This window comes from Neobacillus sp. NPDC093182, from assembly GCF_044754045.1.
This window is the reverse complement of the sequence record NZ_JBIVOI010000004.1, coordinates 1-25,402: the sequence shown is the minus strand read 5'-3', so window position 1 is coordinate 25,402 and position 25,402 is coordinate 1. Positions and strand designations below refer to the sequence as shown.

Genomic DNA, 25,402 nt, shown 5'->3' with positions numbered 1-25,402 from the left:
CTATTAAAGAGTTGTTGTTTGAACTTGATTCTCTAAATAAATTTTGTTCAATTGGTGTCTTGCCTCGAGATAGTAGTCATCAACAAAATGCATAGGACTTAAACCCCATTGGTGATTGAGATCCCCAACACTATTTTCTTTCGAAATATTAATGAAGTTGATACCAGGATATTTTCCTTTAAAATAAGAATAATACATTCTTAACATAGCATTTGTTTCTCGAATACCTTCCGTTTGCTTTTCATCAAAGTTCTTTATCTCAGATTGATCAAGATAATGTTCGGTTAAATATACCTCATTTAAAATGATTTGATGTGGTTTAAAATTCTTTTGAAGACAATCAATGAATTGATCACATGCATTAAACCATTCATGAAGAAGAACCATATCATCCGCTTTACGGTTAATTACTTTACCAAGTCGATATTTTTTATTATTCAATATTCCCGAATTGCTTAATTCTTTAGATCGGGTAATATATTTTTTACCAGTAGATAATAAACTAATTCTTTCAACTAAAAAGTCAATAATAAAGAAATCCACATCCAAAGCATCTAAATCCTTTTTTAGAGACTTATTAAAATCAGCAGCGACAATTCTTTTTTGGAAAGCGGATGAAAGGTTTATATCATTTAAATCTACCTTAGTAGGCTCAGAGAACTGGCTAATTAAGGATGTTCTTGCAGAATAATGCAAAACATGATCTCTCTCTGGAAATAATCTAAAGATGTCCCTGGAAACACAGCCACCAAATATTCCAATATTCATAATGCAAACCCCTTTTCTAATAAAAATTATTTAAAGGTATATTTGAGATTAAATGATAAGTATCTTTTTTCACAACTAGAATATTATAACATATAAATACACAATATATATGTGCGTACAAACGGTAATATAGGAAAAAATATGGGAATTTATCTTTAGTGAAGATTAATCCTCTATAAGTGCGTGTTTTTTTTAATCATTTAAAAAGACAAAATCTGAGCTAGATCCCAAAATTATTCGACAATAATATTGAAGGCAATATCCATATTCCAACAGATTATTTAATATGGGTATGAAATAATAAAGGTATTAAAAGAAAAGGGGTTGTTATGAATGCTTTTTATAAAGGATCCTTTATGTTTTAAAGCTGCGATTTCTGTTTCTTTAGAGGTGCTCTCTCATTATGATAAAGGTCTTCTAAGAGAGTTTGTTGAGTCAATTCCTAGTAGTGTGGGAAGAGTAAGGTTGGAGACTTTACCAGAAGTAGAGGAAAGTCTAAAAAGCTGTTTGAATGAATTCAAAAAGACAAAAACCTATTATTGGCTGAGAGAAGATTTTAAAAACGCTCTATACGACATTGAAATTCAACTGAATAAAAAGATGGTATCATAACAAAAAAACTGATTGGGAGAGTCCCCAATCAGTTTTGTACTGTTGCCTGATCCAGTTCTAACTGCGCCTTCAATTCAGTTTGAACGCGCAACTTTTCCTCTTCTGGTATTTGCAGATAATAAATGCCATCAATCTGGGTGCCTTGACCGGTAATCTTCATCTGTTCGATGTTGTTTCCGGCAGTTTTATAGTTCTTTTGGATATCAACCATTTGATCAAAGGTTAGATTTGTTTTAATGTTGGTTCCGATCGCGCTAAAGATTTCTGGGAAGTTAGTTAAGCTTGAAAGGCTAGCCCCTTCTTTGATAACGGCTTGAATAACTTGGCGTTGTCTTGTGTTACGTCCAAAGTCTCCTTGAGGATCTTCTTTACGCATTCTTACGAATGGTAATGCTTCCTCGCCGTTTAACGTAATTTCACCGACTGGAAAGTGAACGCCCTGGTAAGAGAAATCCAGTGTATTGTTAACCGTTACTCCTCCAACTGCATCGACAATGTCCTTAAACCCTTCCATATTTACCTTCATATAATAATCAATCGGGATATCAAGGAAGTTTTCTACGGTATCCATGGCCATTTCAACGCCGCCGAATGCGTGGGCATGATTGATTTTGTCCTGAAATCCTTTACCAATGATTTCCGTGCGAGTATCACGCGGGATGCTAAGCAATTTTGCAGAATTTGTATTCGGATTGACGGTTAGTACCATAATTGTATCTGTACGCCCTTTATCACTCTTTGAATCAACGCCAAGTAATAACACAGAGAATGGGTCTTTTTCTACCAATTCTACAGGTTCAGTACGCTTTTCTGACTGCTTGCGTTCGATGGGTTCGTGCATCGTGTCAACAGCACTTTTAAGTGAATTATATACAGTAAAACCATAAGCTCCTGCACCAATAATGAGAATAAGAAGTATGATACTAGTGATTTTTAGCCATTTTTTATTCTTTTTATCTTTTGATCTCATAGTTTTCCTCCGAAAAATTTACAATTTTTGACCACAACAGATAGAATACCAAAAAAACAGGAAAATAGATAGATGAAAGTTGTGGATAAAATATGGAATAATGATACTTTAACAAGGCGCTTTTCTACATTATTCTGTAAATTACACTCTTTTTCCACAAATTTGGAATGGAAATGTATTTACATTTGACTAGTAATTTATTAAAATACCTTAATAGAATAAAAATAAAGGGGGAAATAGTAAATAAATGTCTACGGCAAAGGGCAATAGCTCTAAACAAGTCGATTTCTCTATGATTGTGAAGAAGGCTTATGAAAGAGGTCGAACTGAAAACGAAATGACCCTTGAAAAAATAATCGCGGAACTTAAAAGTGATCTAAAAAGTATTATTAGTTAATATATAGAAGAAGGAGACTAGCACTTTCGCTAGTCTTCTTTATTTTTGGCTATTTTTGCAAAGTTTGTTGTTTTTTAATCAATATTTTAAAATACAGACATAATTATAAAGATGTTAATGAACATTAGACATAAAATCTGACGTATTTATGTTTATCTTCGGTACACTTCATCTGTTAAAAAAAATAAAATAGAGCTGATAACAATAGAGAAAAAGAAATCGCCACTATAATTAAAGGATAGAAGACCAAAACCAATATGAATTAATCCTGATATCACCATTCGAAAAGATTTAAGTTTTGAAGTAACCCATTCAGCAACTAAAGAGACAGGAAGCCCATAAATATAATTTCCTATCAAACTATAATTGAATATAAACAGAAATTGAAGTATTAATTCTTCATTTAAGGATAAATCCTTGAGAATGGAGGGAAGAGCAATTAAAAAGGTTACAAACGTGACAAGAATTGAAGTAAGAAATGCTACTTTGATTTTCCTTATTATCATTTTTTTCCCTACTTTTTTCTCAAAGTATACAGGAAAAACACACATAAACGGATACAAAAATTTTTAAATTTCGTAAATCCTATGGTTGCATTTTGTTATATAAGCCCCGATGTTAAAAATTAACGTTGGTACGGAATTCGATGAAAGTATGTAGTAAAATTATTATATACCTGAATTTAATTCAGGTCTTTTTTTATGATACCAAAGCAACAATCAATACGAAAACAGCCTTATTTTTTTACAAAATAATCAATAAGGAATTGGCTCCATGCTTGGTAACCTTGTTCATTTGGACCACTTTGTTCTTCATTTAAATAATTATTTATTTCTGGATTATCGGTTGCTGGCCAAGCTGTCCAGTGGTCGAGATAGGTTATGTTGTTTGCCGTTGCATATTCCTTTAATGCTTCCACTTGTGTTGAATAATATTTAGGAAGATAAATTGGATACGATGGCTGCAGAATGAAGGTCGTGTCTGGGTTTTCAGCCTTTATGTCATCAATTATTTTCGTTACGTTTGCTAATGTGACGTCAATTTTCAATTTACCATTGTCGTTAAATAGAAATGGCTCCATGACAACGAGATGTGCTTGTTCAGCAGCTAGAGCTAACTGCTGATTTTCGGCCACGATATCCACTGTTGTTAGATCATATGTATGTTGTGCGGTAATAATCCTTTCACTGCCAAAGCTTTCCGTGAGACTTTGGGTAACACTTTTTTCCCATTCCATTGCGTTAGAGCCTATAAAGAGAATTTTAAAGGGCTTCTCTTCCTCTAATGCTGTCTTGAATTGCTCTTTTGCTACTTCAGGCCAATTAGCTGCCAGCTCCAAATATTTAGAATTATCGGGCTCACTTGATTCTTGAGTAAGCACAGGTTCAATCGCTTTTACAGCAGTTTGTTGATTCCAATGAAAGTGACCATACGCAAGTACTCCGATACATACAATGCCCCATATCACTGTGAAAAAATACTTCATCCTTTGTACCCCCAAATACATTTCTTCTATTATTATAGCAAAACTTTACAAGAAATTTATTCCATTTACAAATAATCTACATTATTTTACAAAAAGCATGTTATGATTGTTTAGGTAATGAACAAATTTCTACTAACTTTTTGGCATTAATGTAGTCAAAACGATTTAACGAAAATCACTTTAAGGAACAAAATACCTATGAATTGAATGATTTATCATGGTAAAATGGACTTTGTGAGTCCAAATCATTAATCGACAAATTAAAAAAGACATCATTTAAAATAAATATTCATCAATCGTCATAATGTGACAAAAATCGACATTCAATCATGTTATAATACTCTTATTTTGAATAAGTATATACAGGAGGATACTATGGAAGAAACTATTAGTCTAAAAGAATTACTAGCGACGTTAAAAAAACGGCTAGTTATGATCATACTCATTACGATGACAGCTGGATTAGCTAGCGGCGTCATTAGTTACTTTTTTATAACCCCAATCTATCAAGCTACGTCACAAATTCTCGTCAACCAAGCAAAGAATGAACAAGGACTATACAACTACAATGAAGTTCAAACCAACCTGCAGTTAATTAACACCTATAATGTCATCATAAAAGGTGCTCCAATCCTTGATAAGGTAATTGCACAACTTGATCTTGATATGACGGCAGAACAACTTAAAGGAAATATTACGGTTAGCAGTGAAACGGACTCACAGGTAGTCAATGTGTCAGTACAAAATCCGGATCCAAATATCGCTGCGGATATTGCGAATAAAACAGTAGAAGTGTTCCAAAAGGAAATTGTCAATCTCATGAGTGTTGATAATGTTAAGATTTTTGCCCCAGCAACAGTTGCCGAAAACCAAGCTCCGATTAAACCACAGCCGGTAATGAATGTGGCAATTGCTATAGTTGTCGGCTTGATGGCAGCTGTAGGGCTTGCGTTCTTACTAGAGTACTTTGATAACACGATTAAAAACGAACAAGATATTGAAAAAATACTAGAACTTCCGATTTTAGGTGTCATTGCCCAAATTGATGATCAAAAGATGGAAGAGTTGATAAAGCGTAAAGCAGGAACGAGATCAGTAGGAAGAGGTGAGACTCATGGTGTTTAAGAGAAAAAAGAAGTTTACAACAACCGATCCAAGCAGAAAGCTAATTGCCAATCTAGACTCTAAGTCACCGATTTCTGAGCAATACAGAACGATTCGGACGAATATTCAATACTCCTCAGTAGATAAAGAAATTAAAACACTAATGGTTACATCCTCTGGTCCAGCGGAGGGGAAATCTACAACAGTTGCAAACTTAGCAGTAGTATTTGCGCAACTTGGGAAAAAAGTATTATTAGTCGATGCCGACTTACGTAAGCCAACTGTTCATCGAACGTTCGGCGTTAATAATCTATTTGGTTTTACTACTGTTCTAACGAAACAGGCAACACTGGGAAGTGCGGTTCTTGAGACAGAAGAAAAGGATTTATATATCCTAACCAGCGGACCTGTTCCTCCAAACCCAGCGGAGCTATTAAGTTCGAAATCTATGGAACAATTCATGGAAGAAGCAAAAGAACAATTTGATTATGTACTATTCGATACGCCGCCATTATTAGCGGTGGCAGATCCGCAAATTTTAGCCAATAAGGTCGATGGGTCGATCTATGTTGTTTACAGCGGCAAAACTGAAATCGACCAAGCGAAAAAGGCAAAGGAATTGCTTGAAAATGCACAAAGCAAATTGGTTGGTGTTGTTTTAAACCATAAAGAATTAAAGAACAATGAGTATTACTATTATTATGGTACAAAATAACTAACTTTCGACAAAATCCACCCCTTTACCTAAGCTTTCGACGGTGTTACGATGAATATTGTCGTAGAAAAATAACAATTAGTTGGAAAGAGGGTGTGACTCATGATCGATATACATTGTCATATATTGCCTGGTGTAGATGATGGCGCGCAGTCTCTTTCTGAGAGCATTGAAATGGCGAAGAAAGCTGTGGAACAGGGGATTCATAAGATTGTAGCAACACCGCATCATTTGACTAGCTCTTATGAAAATCCAAAGGAATCTATTATTAATAGAGTAAACCAATTAAACGTGGCGCTACGTAAAGAAAAGATAGAGTTGGATATATTACCAGGACAGGAAGTCCGAATCCACGGTGAAATGGTAGAGGGATGCGTGGCAGGAGACATCCTTCCGGTTAATCATACTCCATATATACTAGTGGAATTTCCATCGAACCATGTCCCAAGGTATACGGAAAAGCTATTTTATGATCTTCAAGTGAATGGGCTCATCCCCGTGATTGTCCATCCAGAACGAAATCAGGAAATCATTGAACATCCGGAACTACTATATCAGTTAGTCAAAAAAGGTGCATTGACACAAATCACAGCTGCGAGTGTTTGCGGAGACTTTGGAAAAAAGATTAAGAACTTTTCCCTACAATTAGTTGAGGCCAACTTGACTCACTTCATGGCATCTGACGCTCACAATATCACAAATCGTACGTTTAAAATGAGTGAAGCATTTGGCACCATCGAAAAAAAGTACGGAAATGAGTTAGTGTACTATTTTGAAGAAAATGCTGCTCTCCTAATTGAGGGACACAGTGTTTACAAAGAAGATCCAGAACGAATTAAAAAGAAAAAAATATTCAACTTATTTTAAGCTGATGAGAGTTTGCAGGACATCTATACATCTAATCAGGCTTAAAACCCTGAACGGCGAGGTTCCCTGTCCGTTATCCATGGGGGCACTCGGTCATGCTGTGGGAGGGAAGGACATCTTCCAATCCTTAGACGCATGTCGTCAAAAGCATGATGTGAGGACGGGTTAGATGCCCGATTTAAAAAAATAAACCAATAGATACTTAATGAAAGGATAAGCTCCGTAAACGCTTGCATTTCCATTAGGTATTTATTTTTTTGACAAAATTCTTTAGATAAACGAAGGAAATAGATAGAGGGGGAAATGGAAAATGAAAAGGGTTAGAAAGGCGATTATCCCGGCTGCAGGTTTAGGGACAAGATTTTTACCAGCGACAAAAGCAATGCCGAAGGAAATATTACCGATTGTAGATAAGCCTACTATTCAGTACATAGTGGAGGAAGCCGTTGCCTCGGGTATTGAGGACATCATTATTGTTACAGGTAAAGGGAAAAGAGCAATTGAAGACCATTTTGACAATGCTATGGAGCTTGAACAGAATCTAATCGAGAAAGAGAAGTTTGATTTATTAGACAAAGTAAAATATGCTACCAATCTAGCAGATATCCATTACATTCGCCAAAAAGAGCCAAAAGGTCTTGGACATGCTGTATGGTGCGCACGTAACTTTATCGGGAATGAACCTTTTGCTGTTTTATTAGGTGATGATATCGTTCAAAGTGACACACCCTGCCTAAAACAGTTAATCAATCAATATGAAGATACTTACTCTTCTGTTATCGGTGTTCAAACCGTTTCTGATTCAGATACACATCGATACGGAATTATCGATCCATCTTCACAAGAAGGACGTCGTTACCAGGTTAGTAACTTTGTAGAAAAACCAAAACCAGGCACTGCTCCTTCTAATCTAGCCATTATGGGTAGATATATCTTAACTCCTGAAATTTTTATGTTCCTTGACCGTCAAGAAAAAGGAGCCGGCGGAGAAGTTCAATTAACAGACGCCATTCAAAAGTTAAATGAAATTCAAAGGGTGTTTGCCTATGATTTTGAAGGAACACGTTATGACGTAGGTGAAAAGTTTGGATTTGTTAAGACAACGATTGAATTTGCATTGCAGCACGAAGACCTCCATGATGACATGATCGATTATTTAAAAAATCTAGTTTCTTCATTAGATAAAGAAAAAGTATTAGTATAGGAGAAGGAAGGGGTTAAGTTGTCCAATCTAGCAAATCAGGATGTTGTCTTTTTAGAAAAGACAACCGTTAATGTGAATGATGGAAGAGTTTATCTTTTAACAAAAAGAACCATAGATATAGTAGGTTCTTTATGCGGAATTATTTTTTTAAGTTTTCTTTTTATCATTATTGCCATTCTCATTAAAGTGGAGGATCCAAAAGGAACCATCTTCTTCTCGCAAAAACGTGTTGGCTTAAATGGAAAGGAATTTAAAATGTATAAGTTTCGTTCCATGGTATGGAATGCAGAAGAAAGGCTTGCTGAACTCTTAAAGTTTAATGAGGTAAGCGGTGCGATGTTTAAAATGAAGGACGATCCACGGATTACAAAGGTAGGGAAGTTCATCCGAAAAACAAGTATCGATGAATTGCCCCAGTTGTTTAATGTATTACTAGGGGAAATGAGTCTAGTAGGACCACGTCCCCCGCTTCCAAGAGAAGTTGCGGAATACACTTCCTATGACAAGCAACGTCTCCTGGTCTCTCCCGGCTGCACTGGACTTTGGCAAGTGAGTGGCAGAAATAGCGTTGGTTTTAACGAAATGGTAGAATTAGACCTTCAATATATACATAAAAGATCATTCTTTTATGACATAAAAATTATCTTAAAAACGGTGTTAGTACTATTTGGCTCAAAAGATGCATTTTAGAAAAGAGGTATGTTAGTCATGTTGAAATCAGACTCAAAAATATATGTAGCAGGGCATCGAGGATTAGTTGGTTCTGCGATTGTCAGAATGCTAAGTAAAAAAGGATATACGAATATCGTTTATCGTACAAGTAAAGAACTAGATTTAAGAGATAAATTTGCAGTAGATCAATTTTTTGCAGAAGAAAAGCCAGTGTTTGTTTTCCTTGCAGCAGCGAAAGTTGGCGGAATTGTAGCAAACAATGAATATCCAGCTGATTTTATTCGTGACAACCTATTAATTCAAACAAATATCATTGACGCAGCCTATCATAACAATGTTGAAAAACTCTTATTCCTTGGTAGTACATGTATCTATCCAAAAATGGCACCACAGCCATTAAAAGAAGAGTACTTATTAACCGGTTTGCTTGAGCCTACAAATGAACCATACGCGATTGCAAAAATTGCAGGAATTAAGATGTGTGAATCATATAATCGTCAATACGGTACACAATATATCTCAGTAATGCCAACAAATTTATATGGCGAAAATGACAACTTTGACTTGCATACTTCACATGTGTTACCTGCTTTAATTCGCAAATTCCATGAGGCGAAGGAAAATAATGCTGCTTTTGTTGAAGTGTGGGGAACAGGTACACCTATGCGTGAATTCTTATATGCAGATGATCTTGCAGATGCATGTATCTACTTAATGAACAATTATACAGGGAATGAAATTGTTAATATCGGAGTCGGAGAGGATATTGCAATTAAAGAACTAGCAGAAACAATTAAAGAAGTGGTTGGGTTCACTGGAGAAATTAAGTTTGATACTACTAAGCCAGATGGAACACCAAGAAAACTAGTTGATGTCACAAAGCTAAACTCCTTAGGTTGGAAAGCATCTATGTCATTAGATGAAGGTCTGAAAAAGGCATACCAGTGGTTTTTAGAAAACGAACTTACAAAAGTAAATTAACATATATCGGAGGTCAAAATGAAAAAGGCACTAATTACAGGTGTTACAGGACAAGATGGTTCCTATTTAGCAGAGTTTTTATTAGAAAAAGGTTATGAAGTACACGGATTAATCCGTCGTAGTTCTTCCTATAATCAAGAGCGCTTAGAAGATCTTCTTACAGAAGAGGAAGCAAATGTGTTATTAAATAACTCAAATTTTCATCTTCATTATGGTGATGTTACGGATTCATTAAATGTTACTCGCGTTATAGGTGAGATTAAACCGGATGAAATCTATAATCTTGCAGCACAATCTCATGTTCGTGTTTCTTTTGATATGCCTGGTTATACATTAGATGTAGATGCAAAAGGTACTTTAAATATATTAGAAGCAGTACGAATTTTAGGATTAACAGAAAAAACACGTGTTTATCAAGCTTCTACTTCAGAATTATTTGGTAAAGTTCAAGAGGTTCCACAAAAGGAAACTACTCCTTTCTATCCACGATCTCCATACGGAGTAGCAAAAATTTACGGTTTCTGGATTACTAAGAACTATAGGGAATCTTATAACATGTTTGCTGTTAACGGTATTCTTTTTAACCATGAGTCAGAGCGTCGTGGTGAAACATTCGTAACACGTAAAATTACATTAGCTGCAGCACGTATTGCACAGGGAAAACAAAAGAAACTAATGCTAGGAAACTTAGAATCTTTACGTGATTGGGGCTATGCAAAGGATTATGTCGAATGTATGTGGTTAATACTGCAACATGAAAAACCAGAGGACTTCGTAATTGCTACTGGCGAAATGCATACTGTCCGTGAATTTGTAGAGTTATCCTTCAAACACGTTGGAATTGAAATCGAATGGACTGGACAAGGTGTTGAAGAAAAAGGGATAAACAAAACAACAGGTGAAGTCATTGTGGAGGTTGATCCTAAATTCTTCAGACCAGCGGAAGTAGAACAATTACTCGGTGACCCAACAAAATCAAAGACTTTATTGGGATGGAATCCTACTAAAACTTCATTTGAAGAATTAGTGAAAATAATGGTAACTCACGACTTAGAAAAGGTTTCAAAAGAAAATCGTATTAAGAAAATGTTTGATTAGTAAAAATGAAAGAAAGGAAATAGAATTAATATTTCCTTTCTTTTATTTTTATGTATCAGGTTGTAGTAGAACATATTTTGATTGATGTTATAATTGCACGATAGAGAATTTAGGTAAATATATATATTATTACAATAGCTTGTTAGTAAGCGAATGTAAGGGGGTAAAGTAAATGAAAAACGAGCCAATTAGAGTGCTCCGGGTCATGGGACCGGTAATTTCGGGTGGTGTAGATATAATCACAATGAATTATTACCGAGCTGTAGATAAGGAAAAAGTACAACTAGATTTTATTTTTGATGGTTATCACGATACGCCTATTGATAAAGAAATAGAGGCAATGGGTGGTAAAATCTTTAAAGTGGAGCCATATACAACAAGCATGTGGAAAAGCATGAAGCAAGTGTATCGGATAATTAAAGAAAATAATTATCAAATAGTTCACTCACATATGAACGCATTAAGTGTCTTTCCGTTGTGTGCGGCAAAGTTAGCTGGAGCAAAGGTTAGAATAGCTAGTAATCATAGTACTGCGACAAAGGGTGAGGCGAAAAAATCTATGTTAAAGTACTTGTTGCGTCCATTAGCAAAGGTATTTCCTACTCATTATGCAGCTTGCTCTAAGCACGCAGGACAATGGTTATTCGGAAGAAGAACCTGTGAATTAGGAAAAGTAACTTTTATTAAAAATGCTATTGATTTAAATAAATACCGTTTCAGAGAAGAAATAAGAAATGCTGTTAGAACTGAGTTAGATATTACAAATGAATTTGTGATTGGACATGCGGGTAGATTTGCTTATCAAAAAAATCATAGTTTTCTTGTTGAGATTTTTGAAGAGGTTGTTAAGGAATATCCAAATTCAGTTTTGTTACTTGCTGGTGATGGTCCATTGAAGCCTGAAATTGAAAATATGATAAAAGAAAAAGGGTTAAGTGAAAAGGTAAGATTTTTAGGGATCAGACGAGACATTGATAAATTAATGCAAGCTATGGATGTATTTTTGTTCCCATCATTTTATGAAGGTTTAGGAAACGTAATTACAGAAACACAGGCTGTATCAACACTTTCTATTGTTTCTGAAGGAGTACCAGAGGAAGTACGATATACAGAATATGTGGTTGGTATGAATTTATCTCAACCAGCAATAGAATGGGCTACGGAAGTTCTTAAGTATAAAGACGGTTATAAGAGAAGAGACACTAAGCTGGATATGCAAAAAAATGGCTACGATATAGAGAAAGCAGCTGCTAGTTTAGTTGATTATTATACTAGACTTAGTAAGAATGTGTGAAAGATTGAACTTGGTAAAGGTGATGAGTGATGAAAATATTAGTAGTAACACATGATTCGAATTTTTCTGGTGGAGCTAATCGATCTTTATATACGGTTATAACTAAGTTAAAGGCTGATTATGGTGTAGATATCGAGGTACTTTTACCAAGTGAAAATGGCGAATTCAATAAAAAATTAGATGAAGCACAAATCCCATGGTTTAGTTACAAATATTTTGGCGTTATTTCTGGAATTAGAAATGATGGAAAAGATATTTTGCGTTATGGCAAGGTTTATGTCGGATATATTATCGAGCAATTTCTGTCTGTAATATTAAAACGTAAGCTTAGGAATAAAAACTACGATTTGGTATATACGAACACAAGATTACCTATTGTGGGTGCCTTGATTGCAAAAAAATTAAATATACCTCATGTTTGCCATGTAAGGGAATTTGGAACTGTAAAACCATTATGGGGATTCTGGGGATATCAAAGAATTTATGATTTATCCCAAAAAATCATTCTGATTTCACATGCATTGCAGAAGAAATTTGAGGAATATGTTCCGACAGATAAGCTAGTAACCATTCATAATGGAATTGATAGTCCCCTTGGTTTACCTAAAGCAATAAAAGAAAAAACAACATTTGATTTACTGCTAACAGGAAGATTGGTACCTGATAAGGGGCAAATTGATGCAATAGAAGCAATGAAATTATTGAAAAATAGAGGATATACAAATATTATATTGCATATTGCAGGAAGTTCACCAACCCGTACACATATCGCATGGTATGCACAGAAGATAAAAAAAATGACTTATGAGGCTGGGTTGGAAAAAGAGGTTTTGTTCCTTGGAGAAGTTAAAGATATGGCCACTGTACGATCAAAAATGGATGTTGAATTAATGTGTGCAATATGTGAGACATTTGGGCGTGTTACAGTAGAAGGTATGAGAAACCATTTATTAGTGATAGGTTCTAATACTGGAGGAACACCAGAGATTATTGAGGATGAAAAAACGGGCTTATTATATGAGCAGGGAAATCCGCAAGACCTAGCGGATAAAATTGAAAAGGTATATAAAGATAGAGAATTTATGAATAGGGTTGCTGAAGCGGGATACTATCATTCACAAAAGTACTTTACAGCTGAAAAAAATGTCAAAGAAATATTTCAAGTACTTAAAAGCGTATTAAAAAAGTAAAAATACGGGGGTAAAAATGAATAAGGAAGGATCATTTTTAAAATTTATTCGACTTTATCAATTCTTATATAAAAAGAAACTAAAGGCTCCTGGAAAATTTTTAGCCTTGGTTCATAAAATAGTATTTTCTTGTGACATACCTCCTTCATGTGAATTGGGCACGGGAACAAAGTTCCCACATTTTGCGCTTGGAGTAGTACTTCATCCCAGATGCAAAATTGGTAATAATACTACAATATACCAGCATGTGACAATAGGAAGTCGTAATGGATTAGGTCCTCCAATAATTGGTAATGACGTATTAATTGGCTCTGGAGCAGTCATTATTGGTGACATAGTTATAGGAAACAATGTCAATATTGGAGCAAATTCTGTTGTCACGAAATCAATACCTGATAATTCTACAGTAGTAGGAATCCCAGGAAAAATTGTACAAAATTAGATACCTGGAGCGGAAATGCAATGAAAGAAAGAAAATTCACAAAAATACTAAGGTTTAAAGCTCTATTTATTAAACTAAAATTACCTGCTATATCTAAAGGACTTGACTTAATTTATAGAATAGTTTTTTCATGTGACATTCCATCCTCTGTTGTTATAGGGAAGGGGTGTAAGTTCGCACATAGCGGCTTGGGCTGTATTTTCCATCCAAGGGTACACATGGGTGAAAATTGTAAAATATTTCAAAATACAACAATTGGAACCCAAAATGGATACGGTCCACCGATATTGGGAAATAACGTGTATGTTGGAACTGGTGCTTGCATTTTGGGAGACATTAAAATCGGGAATAACGTAAAAATAGGTGCCCATGCTGTTGTATTAGTAGATGTACCTGATAATTGTACAGTACTTGGTATTCCAGGGGAAATTTTCAAAGAAAACTCTTAGTAATCTTACAACTTGATTATTATATTTATCAATAAATAAAGGAAATTTAGTAATTAGGAATCATTTGTTATATGGGGAGATTTTATATGAATAAGGCTTCTGAGTTTATTAATAAAATGGTTAATCGATTTAGGTTTAAGAAGAATTCAGTTGAAATTAACCAAGGAATAGAAATATATGGTCGTATTCAAATTCGTGGCAACCATATTAAATTAGGGAATGGTGTTAGAATACACTCTTCCGATAAATCCAATGTAATTGGTGGTGATACCAGAACAATATTAAAAACAATTTCAAATGGTCGGATTGAAATTGGAGATAATTGTGGAATATCAAATTCAACTTTTATATCTCAGTGTTTAATTAAAATTGATAATAATGTAATGATTGGGGGATCATGTAAATTTTATGATACAGATTTTCACTCCATAAATTATCAATTAAGAATGTCTGTTCCAGATAATACAGTGGTTTCAAAACCAATTCATATTGAAGAGGGTGTATTTATTGGAGCACATTCAATAATATTAAAAGGTGTAACAATTGGGAAATTTAGTGTGATTGGTGCAGGATCTGTAGTAGCATCAAATATACCTGAAGGTGAAATTTGGGCTGGAAATCCTGCGAAATTTATTAAAAAAGTGCCAAAACTTTAATGTTATTAATATGAAGTTAGCAGCAACATATGGAGAGTAATTATGGTGATAAATAGGAAAGATGGTCTTGAAGCACTCGTAAAGTACATTATAATTCTTTTGTTTATTCTGAATAGTAAAACAGTTTATTTTGGCGTTATTCATAGTGAATTAACTCAATATTCATTATTAGGATTGTTTGTTTTGGGAATCTTTCTATTTAGGATTTCAGTAAGGGCAGTCAAGATTAATCTCACAAGATATGCTTTACTGTTCATTTTTATTATGATAAATATACTAATAAATTTTAGTGATATGGCGAGTTCGCATTTCAATACGGTAATAATTTTCCTTGTAAATATAATGATAATATGTGTTATAAGTGCACAGTTTACTAATTTTGAAATTGCAAATATTTATGTAAACTTGATGAGTATTATCGCCTTGATTAGTTTGATTTGCTTTGGATTAGCTATTTTTTCGCCGGACCTAGCGTCTAATCTTGTTACATCTTTTCAAGCTGGGAAAAATGGGCAATATGTTCTATCCCCTTTTTATATGTGGGGGTGGGGTCGAATAAATACTAGAAATGCAGGACCATTTTGGGAACCTGGTGCTTTTCAAGCATTTTTGGTGGTAGCTTTACTTATGATCCTGCTAGTTTTGTTACCAAAAATACAAGAAGCGAAAAATTTAAAAAGAATTAAATATCAATTTTTGATTTTGTGTATTACTTTACTAACAACTCAGTCAACTACTGCTTACGTTCTGTTTATTTTGATGTCTTTGGTTTTCCTAAAAGAGATTAAGAACTTATTTCTTACTAATTCGATTAAAAAAGGTAGATTGCTAAAAGGATTTGCTATTTTTATTATGGTGTCTGTTGGAATATCAATAATAATTTCCTCAAACAATATTAATGATAAATTATCCGAAGTAGATAATGAGTATTCGTCGGTAGCTATACGAATGAATGATTCAATTCAAAGTATTGAAATGATAAAAGATGGAGGTTTATTCGGGTTAGGTAAAACCTTTTATAATGACAAGTTAGAAGCAACAAGGGATATTTCTAATAATTCTAATGGCCTTTTAAACATGGTATATACTTATGGTGTTTTCTTTGGTGCTTTTTATATAATTTTTTATAAAAAAGGTATTGATAGTTTTTTCTCAATTAAAAATAGTAAGAAAAAATATTTTATATATCTAGTATTTATTCTATTCTATCTTACAGAAGGGATATATTGGTTATCAGTGTTCTTATTATTTTTATTTGAAACAAAAACTTATACCTATAAAAAAAGTGAGAAAAATTACGGGGGAAGTTAATGGTGAAAGAACGTATTAAAATTGGTGTTTGCTGTACTTGTCATAATAGAATTGAAAAGACCATTAGTTGTTTAGAGTCATTATATAATCAGAAAGCATTGAGCACTGGTAAATACGATCTTTCTGTCTTTCTTTGTGATGATGGATCTACCGATGCAACAGCATTTGAAGTACAACGTAGATTTCCTGAAGTTCATATAATCCATGGAAATGGAAATTTGTACTGGGCAAGAGGAATGGGTATTGCTTTTTCAGCTTCAAAGGAAGTAGACCCAGATTTCTTTTTAATGATAAATGATGATGTGGTCTTCAATGATAATATGTTAGATCTAATGCTCAACTCATATAGTGCAGCTGTTAAAGAAAATAATTTAGTTTCAGTTGTAGGAAGTTTTAGAGATAGTAAAACAAATGATTGGTCATATGGGGGGATGGCGTGGAATAAACGTCTTTATAAAGATGTTAAGAGTGTGGTATATCCAAAATCACCTTTTGTTAAATGTGATTTAGCAAACTGGAATTGCTTCCTACTGCCAGCAAAACTTGCGGAGAGAGTAGGAGGAATTGAAACAATCTATTCACATGCTATGGCTGATTATGATTATTCAATTAGGATTCGAAAAAGTGGCGGGCAAATTGTAGTTGCTTCTGATTATGTCGGTACTTGCTCAAGAAATAGTATTATAGGAACTTGGCAGGATGTGAGCATTCCTTTGATGAAAAGGTATGAATTACTTCATAACAGGACAGCCAGACCAGCAAAATCGTATGCCTTTTATTGTAAAGTTGCTTATGGAAAGACATGGTGGTATTGGTTTTGTATTCAATATATCTGGATTGCCAAAACCAGTCTTCAGTATAGAATTGGGAAAACAACCAAAAGTATTTAGTAAAATGTCTACTACCATTCTAGTTTTTATATATACTTCATACTTCATGTATTAGGCAGTTAAAAATAAGTGATGAGTAATTTGTAAATTGATTTTTGCTGAGCTATTTCTCATATGGAAGTTAAGTAAAGTTATAAATTACTCTAATATTAATTTGATTGATAATATTTATTAAAAACAAAGCAATGCATTTGCAATAACATCTTTTAAAATATTATCTGAGGGAAAATTTCACAGCAATGTTAGTGCTCTTTAGTAAGAAGTATTGCTTTATTTAATTAGTAGTTTATTCTTTAGTTTTACTTTCCTTTGATTGGAGAAATGTAACGGTGCAAAGTTTTTTGAGAAAATTCAAAAATTTACAGGGTGCTAATAAAACTATTTTATTAAATATTTTCTTATCTTTTATTATCAAAGGCGGGTCCTTAATATTGTCATTATTTACTTTGCCGGCATATATGAGATACTTTGATAACAATATTGTTTTAGGTACTTGGCTGACCATTGTGTCTTTATTAACATGGATCATAAATTTTGATTTAGGGATTGGAAATGGATTACGAAACAAATTAGTTGTTCCTTTAATGAAAAAGGATAATCAAGCAATTAAAAAATATATATCATCAGCATATATATCATTAAGTGTAATTGCATTGATAATTGCTATAGTGGGTTATTATATTTTAGGATTTTTTAATTGGAATGAATTTTTTGGGGTAAAAGAAAACTATATTTCAAATATAGTTTTACTTGCAACGGTTCGGATTGTATTAATTGGTACGTTATTACAATTTGTATTAAGAATTATTACGTCAATCTTATATGCTATGCAGAAATCCTTTGTTCCAAATTTATTGCAATTGTGTACAACAATACTGCTACTTATATTCATTTATGGTGGTTTGGTATTAGGGGTAGATCATGCTTCAGTTGAGGAAAACTTAATTAGGTTGGCCTATGCGAATATTGTAACTGTAAACCTACCATTACTTGTTACATCCATAGTAGTGTTTGGATCTATATTAAAGGGCTGTTTGCCTAGACTTTCATTATTTGAAAAAAAATACGCCCAAGAAGTCATGAAGATAGGAATTGCATTTTTATGGTTACAAATTATGTATATGCTAATTAACAATACTAATGAATTTTTTATTACTTGGTTTATTGGTGCTGAAAATGTCGTAGAATATCAAATTTATTTTAAATTATTTACTTTACTCGGTACATTAGCTGCTCTAGCACTGACTCCGATTTGGTCAGCTGTAACTAAGGCAAAGGCTGAGAATAATTATAAATGGATAAATAAATTAAATAATACATTAATGTTAGTGGGGGTATTTGGAATAATTTGTGAATTCCTGATGATTCCTTTTTTGCAACCTATTATTAATTTATGGTTAGGCGAGGATGCTATTCAGGTAAATTATTTGTATAGTTTGATTTTTGCTGTTTCAGGTGGATTATTTTTGTGGAATAGGATTATTTCAACAATGAGCAATGGTTTTGGTGAACTGAAAGTTCAAATGATTTTTTTAACATTAGGAGCTGTTTTAAATTTTCCATTGGCATATTTCTTTTCTATGTTATTTAATAGTTATATTTCAATTGTGATTGCTAATATCGTGTCGATGTTACCATATTGTATAATTCAGCCAATTTGGATGAAACGATATTTAAATAAAAAATGCATGGAAAATTATTAAGTGAGGATAAATCATGAAGCACCAAATTATCAGTAAGAAACCGAAAGATAAACAACGTAATAAGCATATAGACCTAATCAAAGGAATAGCTATTATATTGGTTGTTATTGGACATAATATCCAATATGGTTCAGGATATATATTTTATTCTGAAGAACTGTACTTTAATAATCGACTTTTTCAGTTTATATATAGTTTCCATATGCCTTTATTTATGTTAGTAAGTGGATATTTGTTTTTTGGTACTGTTGAACGATATACGTTCAAAGAATTGATAACTAGTAGAATATTAAAAATATTTATACCGATTATTGTATGTACTTTAATTGTCAATGTTATACAAGAAATATGTTATCTGATTTTGGGTGAAAACATTCAAATAGTCAATTTTGTTAAACATCTTATTAGTTCAATAATATATAATTTGTGGTTTTTATGGGCAATATTCTTTTCTTCAATGTTAGTAATTGTAGTTAATAAGTTTTTTAAGGATAATGTTATTGTTTATTGTATTATTTTAAGTATTCTCCTACTTTTTCCAGATATTTATAACGCTCATCTTTATAAATATATGTATCCATATTTTGTTGGGGGATATCTCTATAAAAAGTATAGGATTGATGAACAAATTTCTCATTTGTCTTTCAGGGCTAAAAGCATTGGGTTTACAAGCTTAGCATTAGTTTTTATTATCCTTTTACCTTTCTTTAATTATGAGTCATATATATATACTAGTAAGATTTCTTTATTAGGAAAAGATATCATGAATCAACTTGGAATTAATATTTATCGATGGCTAATTGGTTTCATTGGAAGCACTTTTATCATTTGTTTAGTCGTTATGTTTGATAAAGTTTTTAATCTTTTAAATGTAGTAATAATAAAATTAGGGCAAAATTCACTTGGTATTTATATTATAAGTACCTTATTCATTAATACTCAAATTCTTTTGCCGCTAACTGAGAATTATGAACTTGGTATATTACTAATGATAGTAGAAACTATTTTTATTTTAGTGGTTTGTTATTTTGCCACTGAAGTCATTAAATATTTCAGATTAACCAATAGACTAATGTTAGGCGGAAGATAGAACTTTAATATTATTAGTGGTAATAGAAAATAAATATTTATAACAGGATAACTATTCTATTTAAGGAACATATTAGATTATTAGTCGTTGATTTAATATAGTATAATTACTGATGTTGTTATGAACAGTATGTACTAGGTACATTAATTTATTTTATTTGTAAATATAGTAAAAGGTGGGAAAAAAATGAAAATTGCAGTAGCTGGAACGGGTTATGTTGGATTAGTAACAGGGGTTTGTCTAGCAGAAAATGGACATTCTGTTACTTGTGTTGATATTGATGATGATAAAGTTGCCCTAATGAAAGCTGGAATCTCTCCTATTTATGAACCAGGTCTTGAAGAAATAATGATTAAAAATATGAAGCGTCTGAATTTTACAACAGATTATAAGAGAGCATATAAAGATGCAGATGTTATTTTTATTGGTGTTGGAACTCCAGAAAAAAAAGATGGATCTGCTAATTTACGTTTTGTTTATGGAGTAGCTGAACAGATTGCTAAAAGCATTGAAAATGACTGTGTTGTAGTTGTTAAATCTACTGTACCTATTGGTACAAACGATAAAATAGAAGATATGATTAGAGAAAATTTGGCCCACGATGTAAATGTATATGTTGCTTCAAATCCTGAATTTTTAGCACAAGGTACAGCTGTCAGAGATACATTATATGCTTCAAGGATTGTTATTGGAGTTGAAGAAGAAATTGCTGGTAATGTTTTAAAAGAGGTTTATAGGAATTTTGATGCACCTATTGTTGTGACAAATAGGAAAAGTGCAGAGATGATTAAATATGCTTCAAATGATTTCCTTGCTCTAAAAATTTCTTTTATTAATGAAATAGGAAATCTTTGTGAAATTATTGGTGCTAACATAGAAGATGTTGCACTTGGAATGGGGTATGATGGTCGTATAGGAAACAGGTTTTTAAATGCAGGAATTGGTTATGGTGGTTCATGTTTTCCTAAAGATACAAAAGCTTTACATTGGCTAGCAAACTTCCATGACTATGAATTAAAGACTGTCAAAGCTGCTATTGATGTCAATGAAAACCAAAAACTTAAGTTGATTAAAAAATCTAGAAAATATTTTGATAGCTTTAAAGGATTAAATGTAGCAGTTCTAGGATTAACATTCAAACCAGGTACTGATGATTTAAGAGAGGCGCCAACTCTTGTTAATATTCCAATTATGCTGGAAGATGGAGCAAATGTAAGAGCATGGGATCCAGTGGGGATAGAAAACTTTAAGAAAATACACCCAATTGGAATTGATTATTGCTATTCTATTGAAGAAACTCTTAAGGATGCAGACATTTGTTTTATCTTTACTGAATGGGATGAAGTTAAAGAATTAGATCTATCTAAATACAGAGAATTGATGCGAAATCCAGTTGTACTTGATGGTAGAAATTGTTATGATTTGGTAAGTGCAAAAAAGGCAAATATCACATATGATTCTATTGGAAGAGAAGCAATTAATAGTTTAGAAGCATCGTTAGTATAGTTCTAATTATATAGTAGGGTAAAAAATATATGCTATTCTACATGTTTTTATTTTTCATTGTCGCTAGAGAAATTTTTATCAGGTTTTTTAGACCTGATTTTTTTTTGGAGGGATATTATGAGACTTGTACTACTTTCCGGTGGATCAGGTCAGCGATTATGGCCATTATCCAATGATACGAGATCAAAACAATTTTTAAGAGTATTAGAAAGTAAAAATGAAGAAAAACAATCAATGGTTCAGCGTGTATGGGGACAATTAGAAACTGTTGGACTTGCTGGTTCGTCTGTCATTGCTACATCTAAAATGCAGAGAGATATGATCCATAGTCAAATAGGAATGGATGTACCTTTAATTATTGAGCCAGAACGACGCGATACATTCCCTGCTATTGCCTTAGCTGCTTCTTATCTTTACTCTATTCAAAATGTTCCTGAAGATGAAGTGGTTGTAGTATTACCAGTTGACCCGTATGTTGAAGACGGCTTTTTTGAAAAGGTAAAAGAATTAAAAAACGTTTTACTAAATTCTGAAGCAGATTTGGCATTAGTAGGTGTAAGACCTACTTATCCATCTTCAAAATATGGGTATATCGTACCGAAAGAAAAGGTAACTGATGATTCCTATTTCACAGTAAATCACTTTACTGAAAAGCCAAGTGAAGAAAAAGCTCAGACTCTTATTGAGTTAAATGCCCTATGGAATTGTGGAGTATTTGCATTTAAATTAAATTATATAATTGATATATTGATAGAAAAAGGTTTACCGCTGCATTATGATAAACTGTCACTACAGTATAAGAGCCTCCCAAAAATAAGTTTTGATTATGAAGTAGTAGAAAAGGCAAAGCATATCGTTGCTCTTCCTTATGATGGGTATTGGAAGGACCTTGGAACGTGGAATACCTTAACGGAAGAAATGGCTACAACTCAAATTGGTAAAGGTGTATTAAGCGTTGATAACGAAAATACTCATTTAATTAATGAGCTTGATATTCCTGTAACAGTTATTGGAGTAAAAGATATCGTCGTTGCTGCAAGTCCAGATGGAATTTTAGTTGCTGATAAAGCTTCAAGTCCAAAAATTAAAGATTTGATTAGTGGATTTGAGCAGCCTCCTATGTATGAAGAGCGGATCTGGGGCTGGTCTCGTGTACTGGATTATGCAAATTATGAGGGCGGTAACGAAATGGTTACCAAACGTATTTGCATTCATGAAGGGAAAAACTCAAGCTATCATTATCACAACCTTCGCGATGAAGTTTGGACCATTGTTCGCGGTGAAGGTGAACTAGCTTTGGATGATTATATTACCCGTGTAAAAGCAGGAGATATCATCCACCTACCAGCTGGTAAGAAGCATGGAATAAAGGCATTTACAGAGTTAGAATTTATTGAGGTTCAAACTGGTATCGGAATTAGTGATGAAGACTTTACTCGCTTGTATTTTGAATGGGGTGATGTGATTAATCATTTCCAGAAAGCAAAAGCAAAGGTTATTTTGTAATATTTTTAAGGGAGAGGACTTAGGTTCTTTCCCTTCTTTTTTGTATTGGAGGTAGGAGATATGAAAACCATTGCTTATTATATTTCAGATTATGGTTATGGACATGCTTCCAGAAGTATAGCTGTTATAAGGATGCTACTTAAGCAGCCTAACGTGAAAATTATCATCTGCCATTCCTTTGCTTTATCTTTCATTAAAGCATCTCTAGGTTCTAACCGTGTAAGATACCGGAACATTAAGACAGATATTGGCTACATTTTGGAAAGGGAATCTATTTTTCCTGATAAAGAAAAGCTATTAGATGAATATAAGAGTTTTGTTAAGGATTGGGATAATTTTATAGAGCAAGAAAGAGATTTTCTTTTAAAAGAAAAGGTTGATCTCGTCGTATCCGATATCTCTCCATTGCCATTTGAAGCTGCTGCTCAGTTAGGTATACCATCAGTAGGTATTTCTAACTTCACCTGGTATACAGCATATCAAGGTTTGATTGATGATGCAGAGTTAGCGACATTTAAAAAGGCTTATCAAAAAATGACCTATTTCTACTCTTTGGCGGGAAGTCAGGAACAATGGGAGATAAGTTCTAATGAATATGGATTCTTTTCGAGAGAGATAGATATAAAAGAAGTTCAAAGAATAAAAGGTTCAGTTAATCCGGTAGGAGATAAGAAAATTGTTTTCCTTGGTCTTGGAATGAAAATTGGAGTGGATTCACTCGAACAATTGCCAATTTGGGATAGTCCGAACTGTGTATTTCTAGTATCCTCTAATGTTCACGTGAACCGTAAGAATGTCTTTCAAATACCGACTGATTATTTAGAATCGCAAAATTATATTGCAGCATCGGATTTAGTGATTTCAAAAGCTGGTTGGGGAATGATCGGTGAGGCAGTCAGTGGAAATGTTCCTTTACTCATTCTCAATCGTCCTTCAATGCAGGAGGATCACAATACGATTGAATATTTGATGAGCCAGCAACTTTGTGAGCTTATTGATTGGGAAGAGTTTAAGAGTTATCAACTGGATGAAGGATTTATTGAGCGGTTGGAAACTAAAATGGATGGTAATGATTTAGTCCTCTCAAATCAGGCTGAGAAAATTGCTGATGATTTGTTAAGGCTTTTATCATGAAACATATTTGGATGTGGTGAAAATTATAGAAGATTGCCCCAAGGAAGGCATTAAAAAAGGGCAAATTGGAACCATTTTAGAAGCTTAAGGTGATAACAATTTCCAAGTAGAAATATGCGACAGTAATGGGAAAACTTTATTTTTAGATACATTACCAATTGATTTACTGGAAGTAGTTGTTTAGAACACAAGCCATTAAAAGGCTCTTTTTATGGCTACATATAGGGAGTACTTGTCATACATATAATCTTCAAGGCGGTTTAACTTATGCGTAAAAGGAAGTGGTGGATCCTTACGGCAATTGCATGGATGATAGCAATTTTTTTCTTTACACAGCTTCCGTACTTTACAGGACAGAACACCGGACAAGTGATCCAAAAGGTAGTTGTCACAGAGCAACAAGCGGTTAGCGCAACGATTGCTGCCCCTATCGATACCAATGAGCTAAATCTTTTAGTAAGAAAGACAACACATGTCATCGTCTTTGGTATTCTAGCATTTTTATTGTTTAAATCACTTGAAGCATTGAGATTTTCCTATGTGCTGGCAAGGTGCCTAACTGTGTTCTATGCGATAACCGATGAATGGCACCAATCCTTTATGCTGGGGAGAGTAGCTGCTTATCAAGATGTTTTATTTGATTATTTTGGGGCAATCACTGTTTTATCAATAATCTATTTAATTAATAAAAAGAAGATAAACGTGACTAATTAATTTAAGTGAAGATGACACCTAATATATTGCCCGCAGGGTTAATATATTTTACATTATTTGAAGAAGTAAATGCTTCATTGATCTGGAACTGCTTCATTGTTGATTTCATTGCTTACTACAATTAGGGAGCCTTTCATAAAAAATAGATTATAAAGAATGATAATTTGAAGAAATTAAAAATGATTTAAACAGGGAAAATGGAAATTGAAGATTAGTAACTTTTTATATCTACTCTTATTTGGAAATACTTTGATTTTTATGTTTTCTGTATTCACCTTTTTACCATTAAGGTTTGCTAGTTGGAATCCCGGAATAGATTCTGAATGGGTTGGATTTGCAGAAGCCGTAATTGGCGATATAATCGATGGTGGAATGACATTGCTAGGTGTGAGGGATACCATCTTTGATAAAGAAAAGGATGAATTTTTCAATAATTACTTTAAGTTCGATATTATATTAGATGAAGTACACATACAGTTAATAGATATTCACCATAATAGTATGTTGCTTTCATTATCTAACATGGGCAAAGCTCATGACAATCTTAGGTGTAACCGTCAAGTAGAAATCAACAGTTTTTAATAAATAAGATTAAACAGTTTTTATCAATTAAGATTCAACACTTTGATAATCAAATAATGCT

The 25,402-nt window shown here is 33.3% G+C and carries 27 protein-coding genes; 23 read left to right on the top strand and 4 right to left on the bottom strand.

Translation table 11 applies throughout. The features are described from left to right. Positions 1-3: 3 nt before the first annotated feature. Positions 4-768, bottom strand: a complete 765-nt coding sequence (locus tag ACIQAA_RS09180) for a DUF6270 domain-containing protein (RefSeq protein ID WP_402617982.1) — start codon at positions 766-768, stop codon at positions 4-6. A 333-nt stretch (positions 769-1,101) separates the two neighbouring features. On the opposite strand from ACIQAA_RS09180, the gene ACIQAA_RS09175 reads away from it, so the two are divergent. After that, positions 1,102-1,380: a hypothetical protein gene (locus ACIQAA_RS09175; RefSeq protein WP_402617979.1), complete on the top strand. Its 279-nt coding sequence runs from the start codon at positions 1,102-1,104 to the stop codon at positions 1,378-1,380. A gap of 28 nt (positions 1,381-1,408) precedes the next feature. Here the strand turns inward: ACIQAA_RS09175 and tagU are convergent, their stop codons facing one another. Then, positions 1,409-2,350, bottom strand: a complete 942-nt coding sequence (gene tagU, locus ACIQAA_RS09170) for a polyisoprenyl-teichoic acid--peptidoglycan teichoic acid transferase TagU (RefSeq protein WP_402617976.1) — start codon at positions 2,348-2,350, stop codon at positions 1,409-1,411. Positions 2,351-2,597: 247 nt separating this feature from the next. Between tagU and ACIQAA_RS09165 the strand changes: the two genes are divergently transcribed. Beyond that, entirely contained in the window at positions 2,598-2,747 is a 150-nt protein-coding gene (locus ACIQAA_RS09165; RefSeq protein ID WP_402617973.1) for a YwzD family small protein, read from the top strand. A 152-nt stretch (positions 2,748-2,899) separates the two neighbouring features. Here the strand turns inward: ACIQAA_RS09165 and ACIQAA_RS09160 are convergent, their stop codons facing one another. Further along, the gene (locus ACIQAA_RS09160; protein WP_402617970.1) at positions 2,900-3,253 is read right to left on the bottom strand and encodes a hypothetical protein; all 354 of its coding nucleotides are present in this window, start codon (positions 3,251-3,253) and stop codon (positions 2,900-2,902) included. Positions 3,254-3,483: 230 nt separating this feature from the next. Further along, entirely contained in the window at positions 3,484-4,233 is a 750-nt protein-coding gene (locus ACIQAA_RS09155) for an SGNH/GDSL hydrolase family protein (RefSeq protein WP_402617967.1), read from the bottom strand. 375 nt (positions 4,234-4,608) lie between these two features. Between ACIQAA_RS09155 and ACIQAA_RS09150 the strand changes: the two genes are divergently transcribed. The 21 genes from ACIQAA_RS09150 to ACIQAA_RS09050 all read left to right on the top strand — a co-directional run bounded on the left by ACIQAA_RS09150 (position 4,609) and on the right by ACIQAA_RS09050 (position 25,341). Beyond that, positions 4,609-5,358, top strand: coding sequence for a YveK family protein (locus ACIQAA_RS09150; RefSeq protein ID WP_402617964.1), 750 nt, complete (start codon positions 4,609-4,611; stop codon positions 5,356-5,358). Beyond that, complete coding sequence (locus ACIQAA_RS09145; protein ID WP_402617962.1) at positions 5,348-6,052, top strand: CpsD/CapB family tyrosine-protein kinase; 705 nt, start codon at positions 5,348-5,350, stop codon at positions 6,050-6,052. The genes ACIQAA_RS09150 and ACIQAA_RS09145 overlap by 11 nt, the downstream gene beginning before the upstream one ends. 102 nt (positions 6,053-6,154) lie before the next feature. Then, positions 6,155-6,919, top strand: coding sequence for a tyrosine-protein phosphatase (locus ACIQAA_RS09140; protein ID WP_402617959.1), 765 nt, complete (start codon positions 6,155-6,157; stop codon positions 6,917-6,919). Between the two features lie 310 nt (positions 6,920-7,229). Further along, positions 7,230-8,123, top strand: coding sequence for a UTP--glucose-1-phosphate uridylyltransferase GalU (galU, locus tag ACIQAA_RS09135; protein ID WP_402617956.1), 894 nt, complete (start codon positions 7,230-7,232; stop codon positions 8,121-8,123). A gap of 72 nt (positions 8,124-8,195) precedes the next feature. Next, positions 8,196-8,813 (top strand): sugar transferase, encoded by a 618-nt coding sequence (locus ACIQAA_RS09130; protein WP_402618708.1) that lies wholly within the window; start codon positions 8,196-8,198, stop codon positions 8,811-8,813. A gap of 21 nt (positions 8,814-8,834) precedes the next feature. Further along, positions 8,835-9,776 (top strand): GDP-L-fucose synthase, encoded by a 942-nt coding sequence (fcl, locus tag ACIQAA_RS09125; RefSeq protein ID WP_402618706.1) that lies wholly within the window; start codon positions 8,835-8,837, stop codon positions 9,774-9,776. 18 nt (positions 9,777-9,794) lie between these two features. Next, positions 9,795-10,874 (top strand): GDP-mannose 4,6-dehydratase, encoded by a 1,080-nt coding sequence (gmd, locus tag ACIQAA_RS09120; RefSeq protein WP_402617953.1) that lies wholly within the window; start codon positions 9,795-9,797, stop codon positions 10,872-10,874. 172 nt (positions 10,875-11,046) lie between these two features. Further along, on the top strand, positions 11,047-12,168 hold the full coding sequence (locus ACIQAA_RS09115) for a glycosyltransferase family 1 protein (RefSeq protein WP_402617950.1): 1,122 nt from the start codon (positions 11,047-11,049) through the stop codon (positions 12,166-12,168). Between the two features lie 29 nt (positions 12,169-12,197). Next, complete coding sequence (locus ACIQAA_RS09110; protein WP_402617947.1) at positions 12,198-13,358, top strand: glycosyltransferase family 4 protein; 1,161 nt, start codon at positions 12,198-12,200, stop codon at positions 13,356-13,358. Between the two features lie 16 nt (positions 13,359-13,374). Then, complete coding sequence (locus ACIQAA_RS09105; RefSeq protein WP_402617944.1) at positions 13,375-13,800, top strand: serine O-acetyltransferase; 426 nt, start codon at positions 13,375-13,377, stop codon at positions 13,798-13,800. A gap of 20 nt (positions 13,801-13,820) precedes the next feature. After that, positions 13,821-14,249 (top strand): serine acetyltransferase, encoded by a 429-nt coding sequence (locus tag ACIQAA_RS09100; RefSeq protein WP_402617941.1) that lies wholly within the window; start codon positions 13,821-13,823, stop codon positions 14,247-14,249. Positions 14,250-14,335: 86 nt separating this feature from the next. Further along, positions 14,336-14,905 (top strand): acyltransferase, encoded by a 570-nt coding sequence (locus tag ACIQAA_RS09095; RefSeq protein ID WP_402617938.1) that lies wholly within the window; start codon positions 14,336-14,338, stop codon positions 14,903-14,905. Between the two features lie 42 nt (positions 14,906-14,947). Continuing rightward, a complete protein-coding gene (locus tag ACIQAA_RS09090) occupies positions 14,948-16,216 on the top strand; it encodes an O-antigen ligase family protein (protein WP_402617935.1) in 1,269 nt (422 codons plus the stop codon). Next, positions 16,216-17,106 (top strand): glycosyltransferase family 2 protein, encoded by an 891-nt coding sequence (locus tag ACIQAA_RS09085; RefSeq protein WP_402617932.1) that lies wholly within the window; start codon positions 16,216-16,218, stop codon positions 17,104-17,106. Before ACIQAA_RS09090 ends, ACIQAA_RS09085 begins: the two co-directional genes overlap by 1 nt. 329 nt (positions 17,107-17,435) lie before the next feature. Then, entirely contained in the window at positions 17,436-18,809 is a 1,374-nt protein-coding gene (locus tag ACIQAA_RS09080) for an MATE family efflux transporter (protein ID WP_402617929.1), read from the top strand. Positions 18,810-18,822: 13 nt separating this feature from the next. Then, positions 18,823-19,899 (top strand): acyltransferase family protein, encoded by a 1,077-nt coding sequence (locus ACIQAA_RS09075; protein ID WP_402617927.1) that lies wholly within the window; start codon positions 18,823-18,825, stop codon positions 19,897-19,899. Positions 19,900-20,085: 186 nt separating this feature from the next. Beyond that, positions 20,086-21,405: a UDP-glucose dehydrogenase family protein gene (locus tag ACIQAA_RS09070; protein ID WP_402617924.1), complete on the top strand. Its 1,320-nt coding sequence runs from the start codon at positions 20,086-20,088 to the stop codon at positions 21,403-21,405. A gap of 117 nt (positions 21,406-21,522) precedes the next feature. Further along, positions 21,523-22,911: a sugar phosphate nucleotidyltransferase gene (locus ACIQAA_RS09065; protein WP_402617922.1), complete on the top strand. Its 1,389-nt coding sequence runs from the start codon at positions 21,523-21,525 to the stop codon at positions 22,909-22,911. 60 nt (positions 22,912-22,971) lie between these two features. Next, complete coding sequence (locus ACIQAA_RS09060) at positions 22,972-24,045, top strand: glycosyltransferase (RefSeq protein WP_402617919.1); 1,074 nt, start codon at positions 22,972-22,974, stop codon at positions 24,043-24,045. Positions 24,046-24,312: 267 nt separating this feature from the next. After that, complete coding sequence (locus tag ACIQAA_RS09055) at positions 24,313-24,759, top strand: VanZ family protein (protein ID WP_402617916.1); 447 nt, start codon at positions 24,313-24,315, stop codon at positions 24,757-24,759. Between the two features lie 204 nt (positions 24,760-24,963). After that, entirely contained in the window at positions 24,964-25,341 is a 378-nt protein-coding gene (locus ACIQAA_RS09050) for a hypothetical protein (protein ID WP_402617913.1), read from the top strand. Positions 25,342-25,402: the final 61 nt, after the last annotated feature.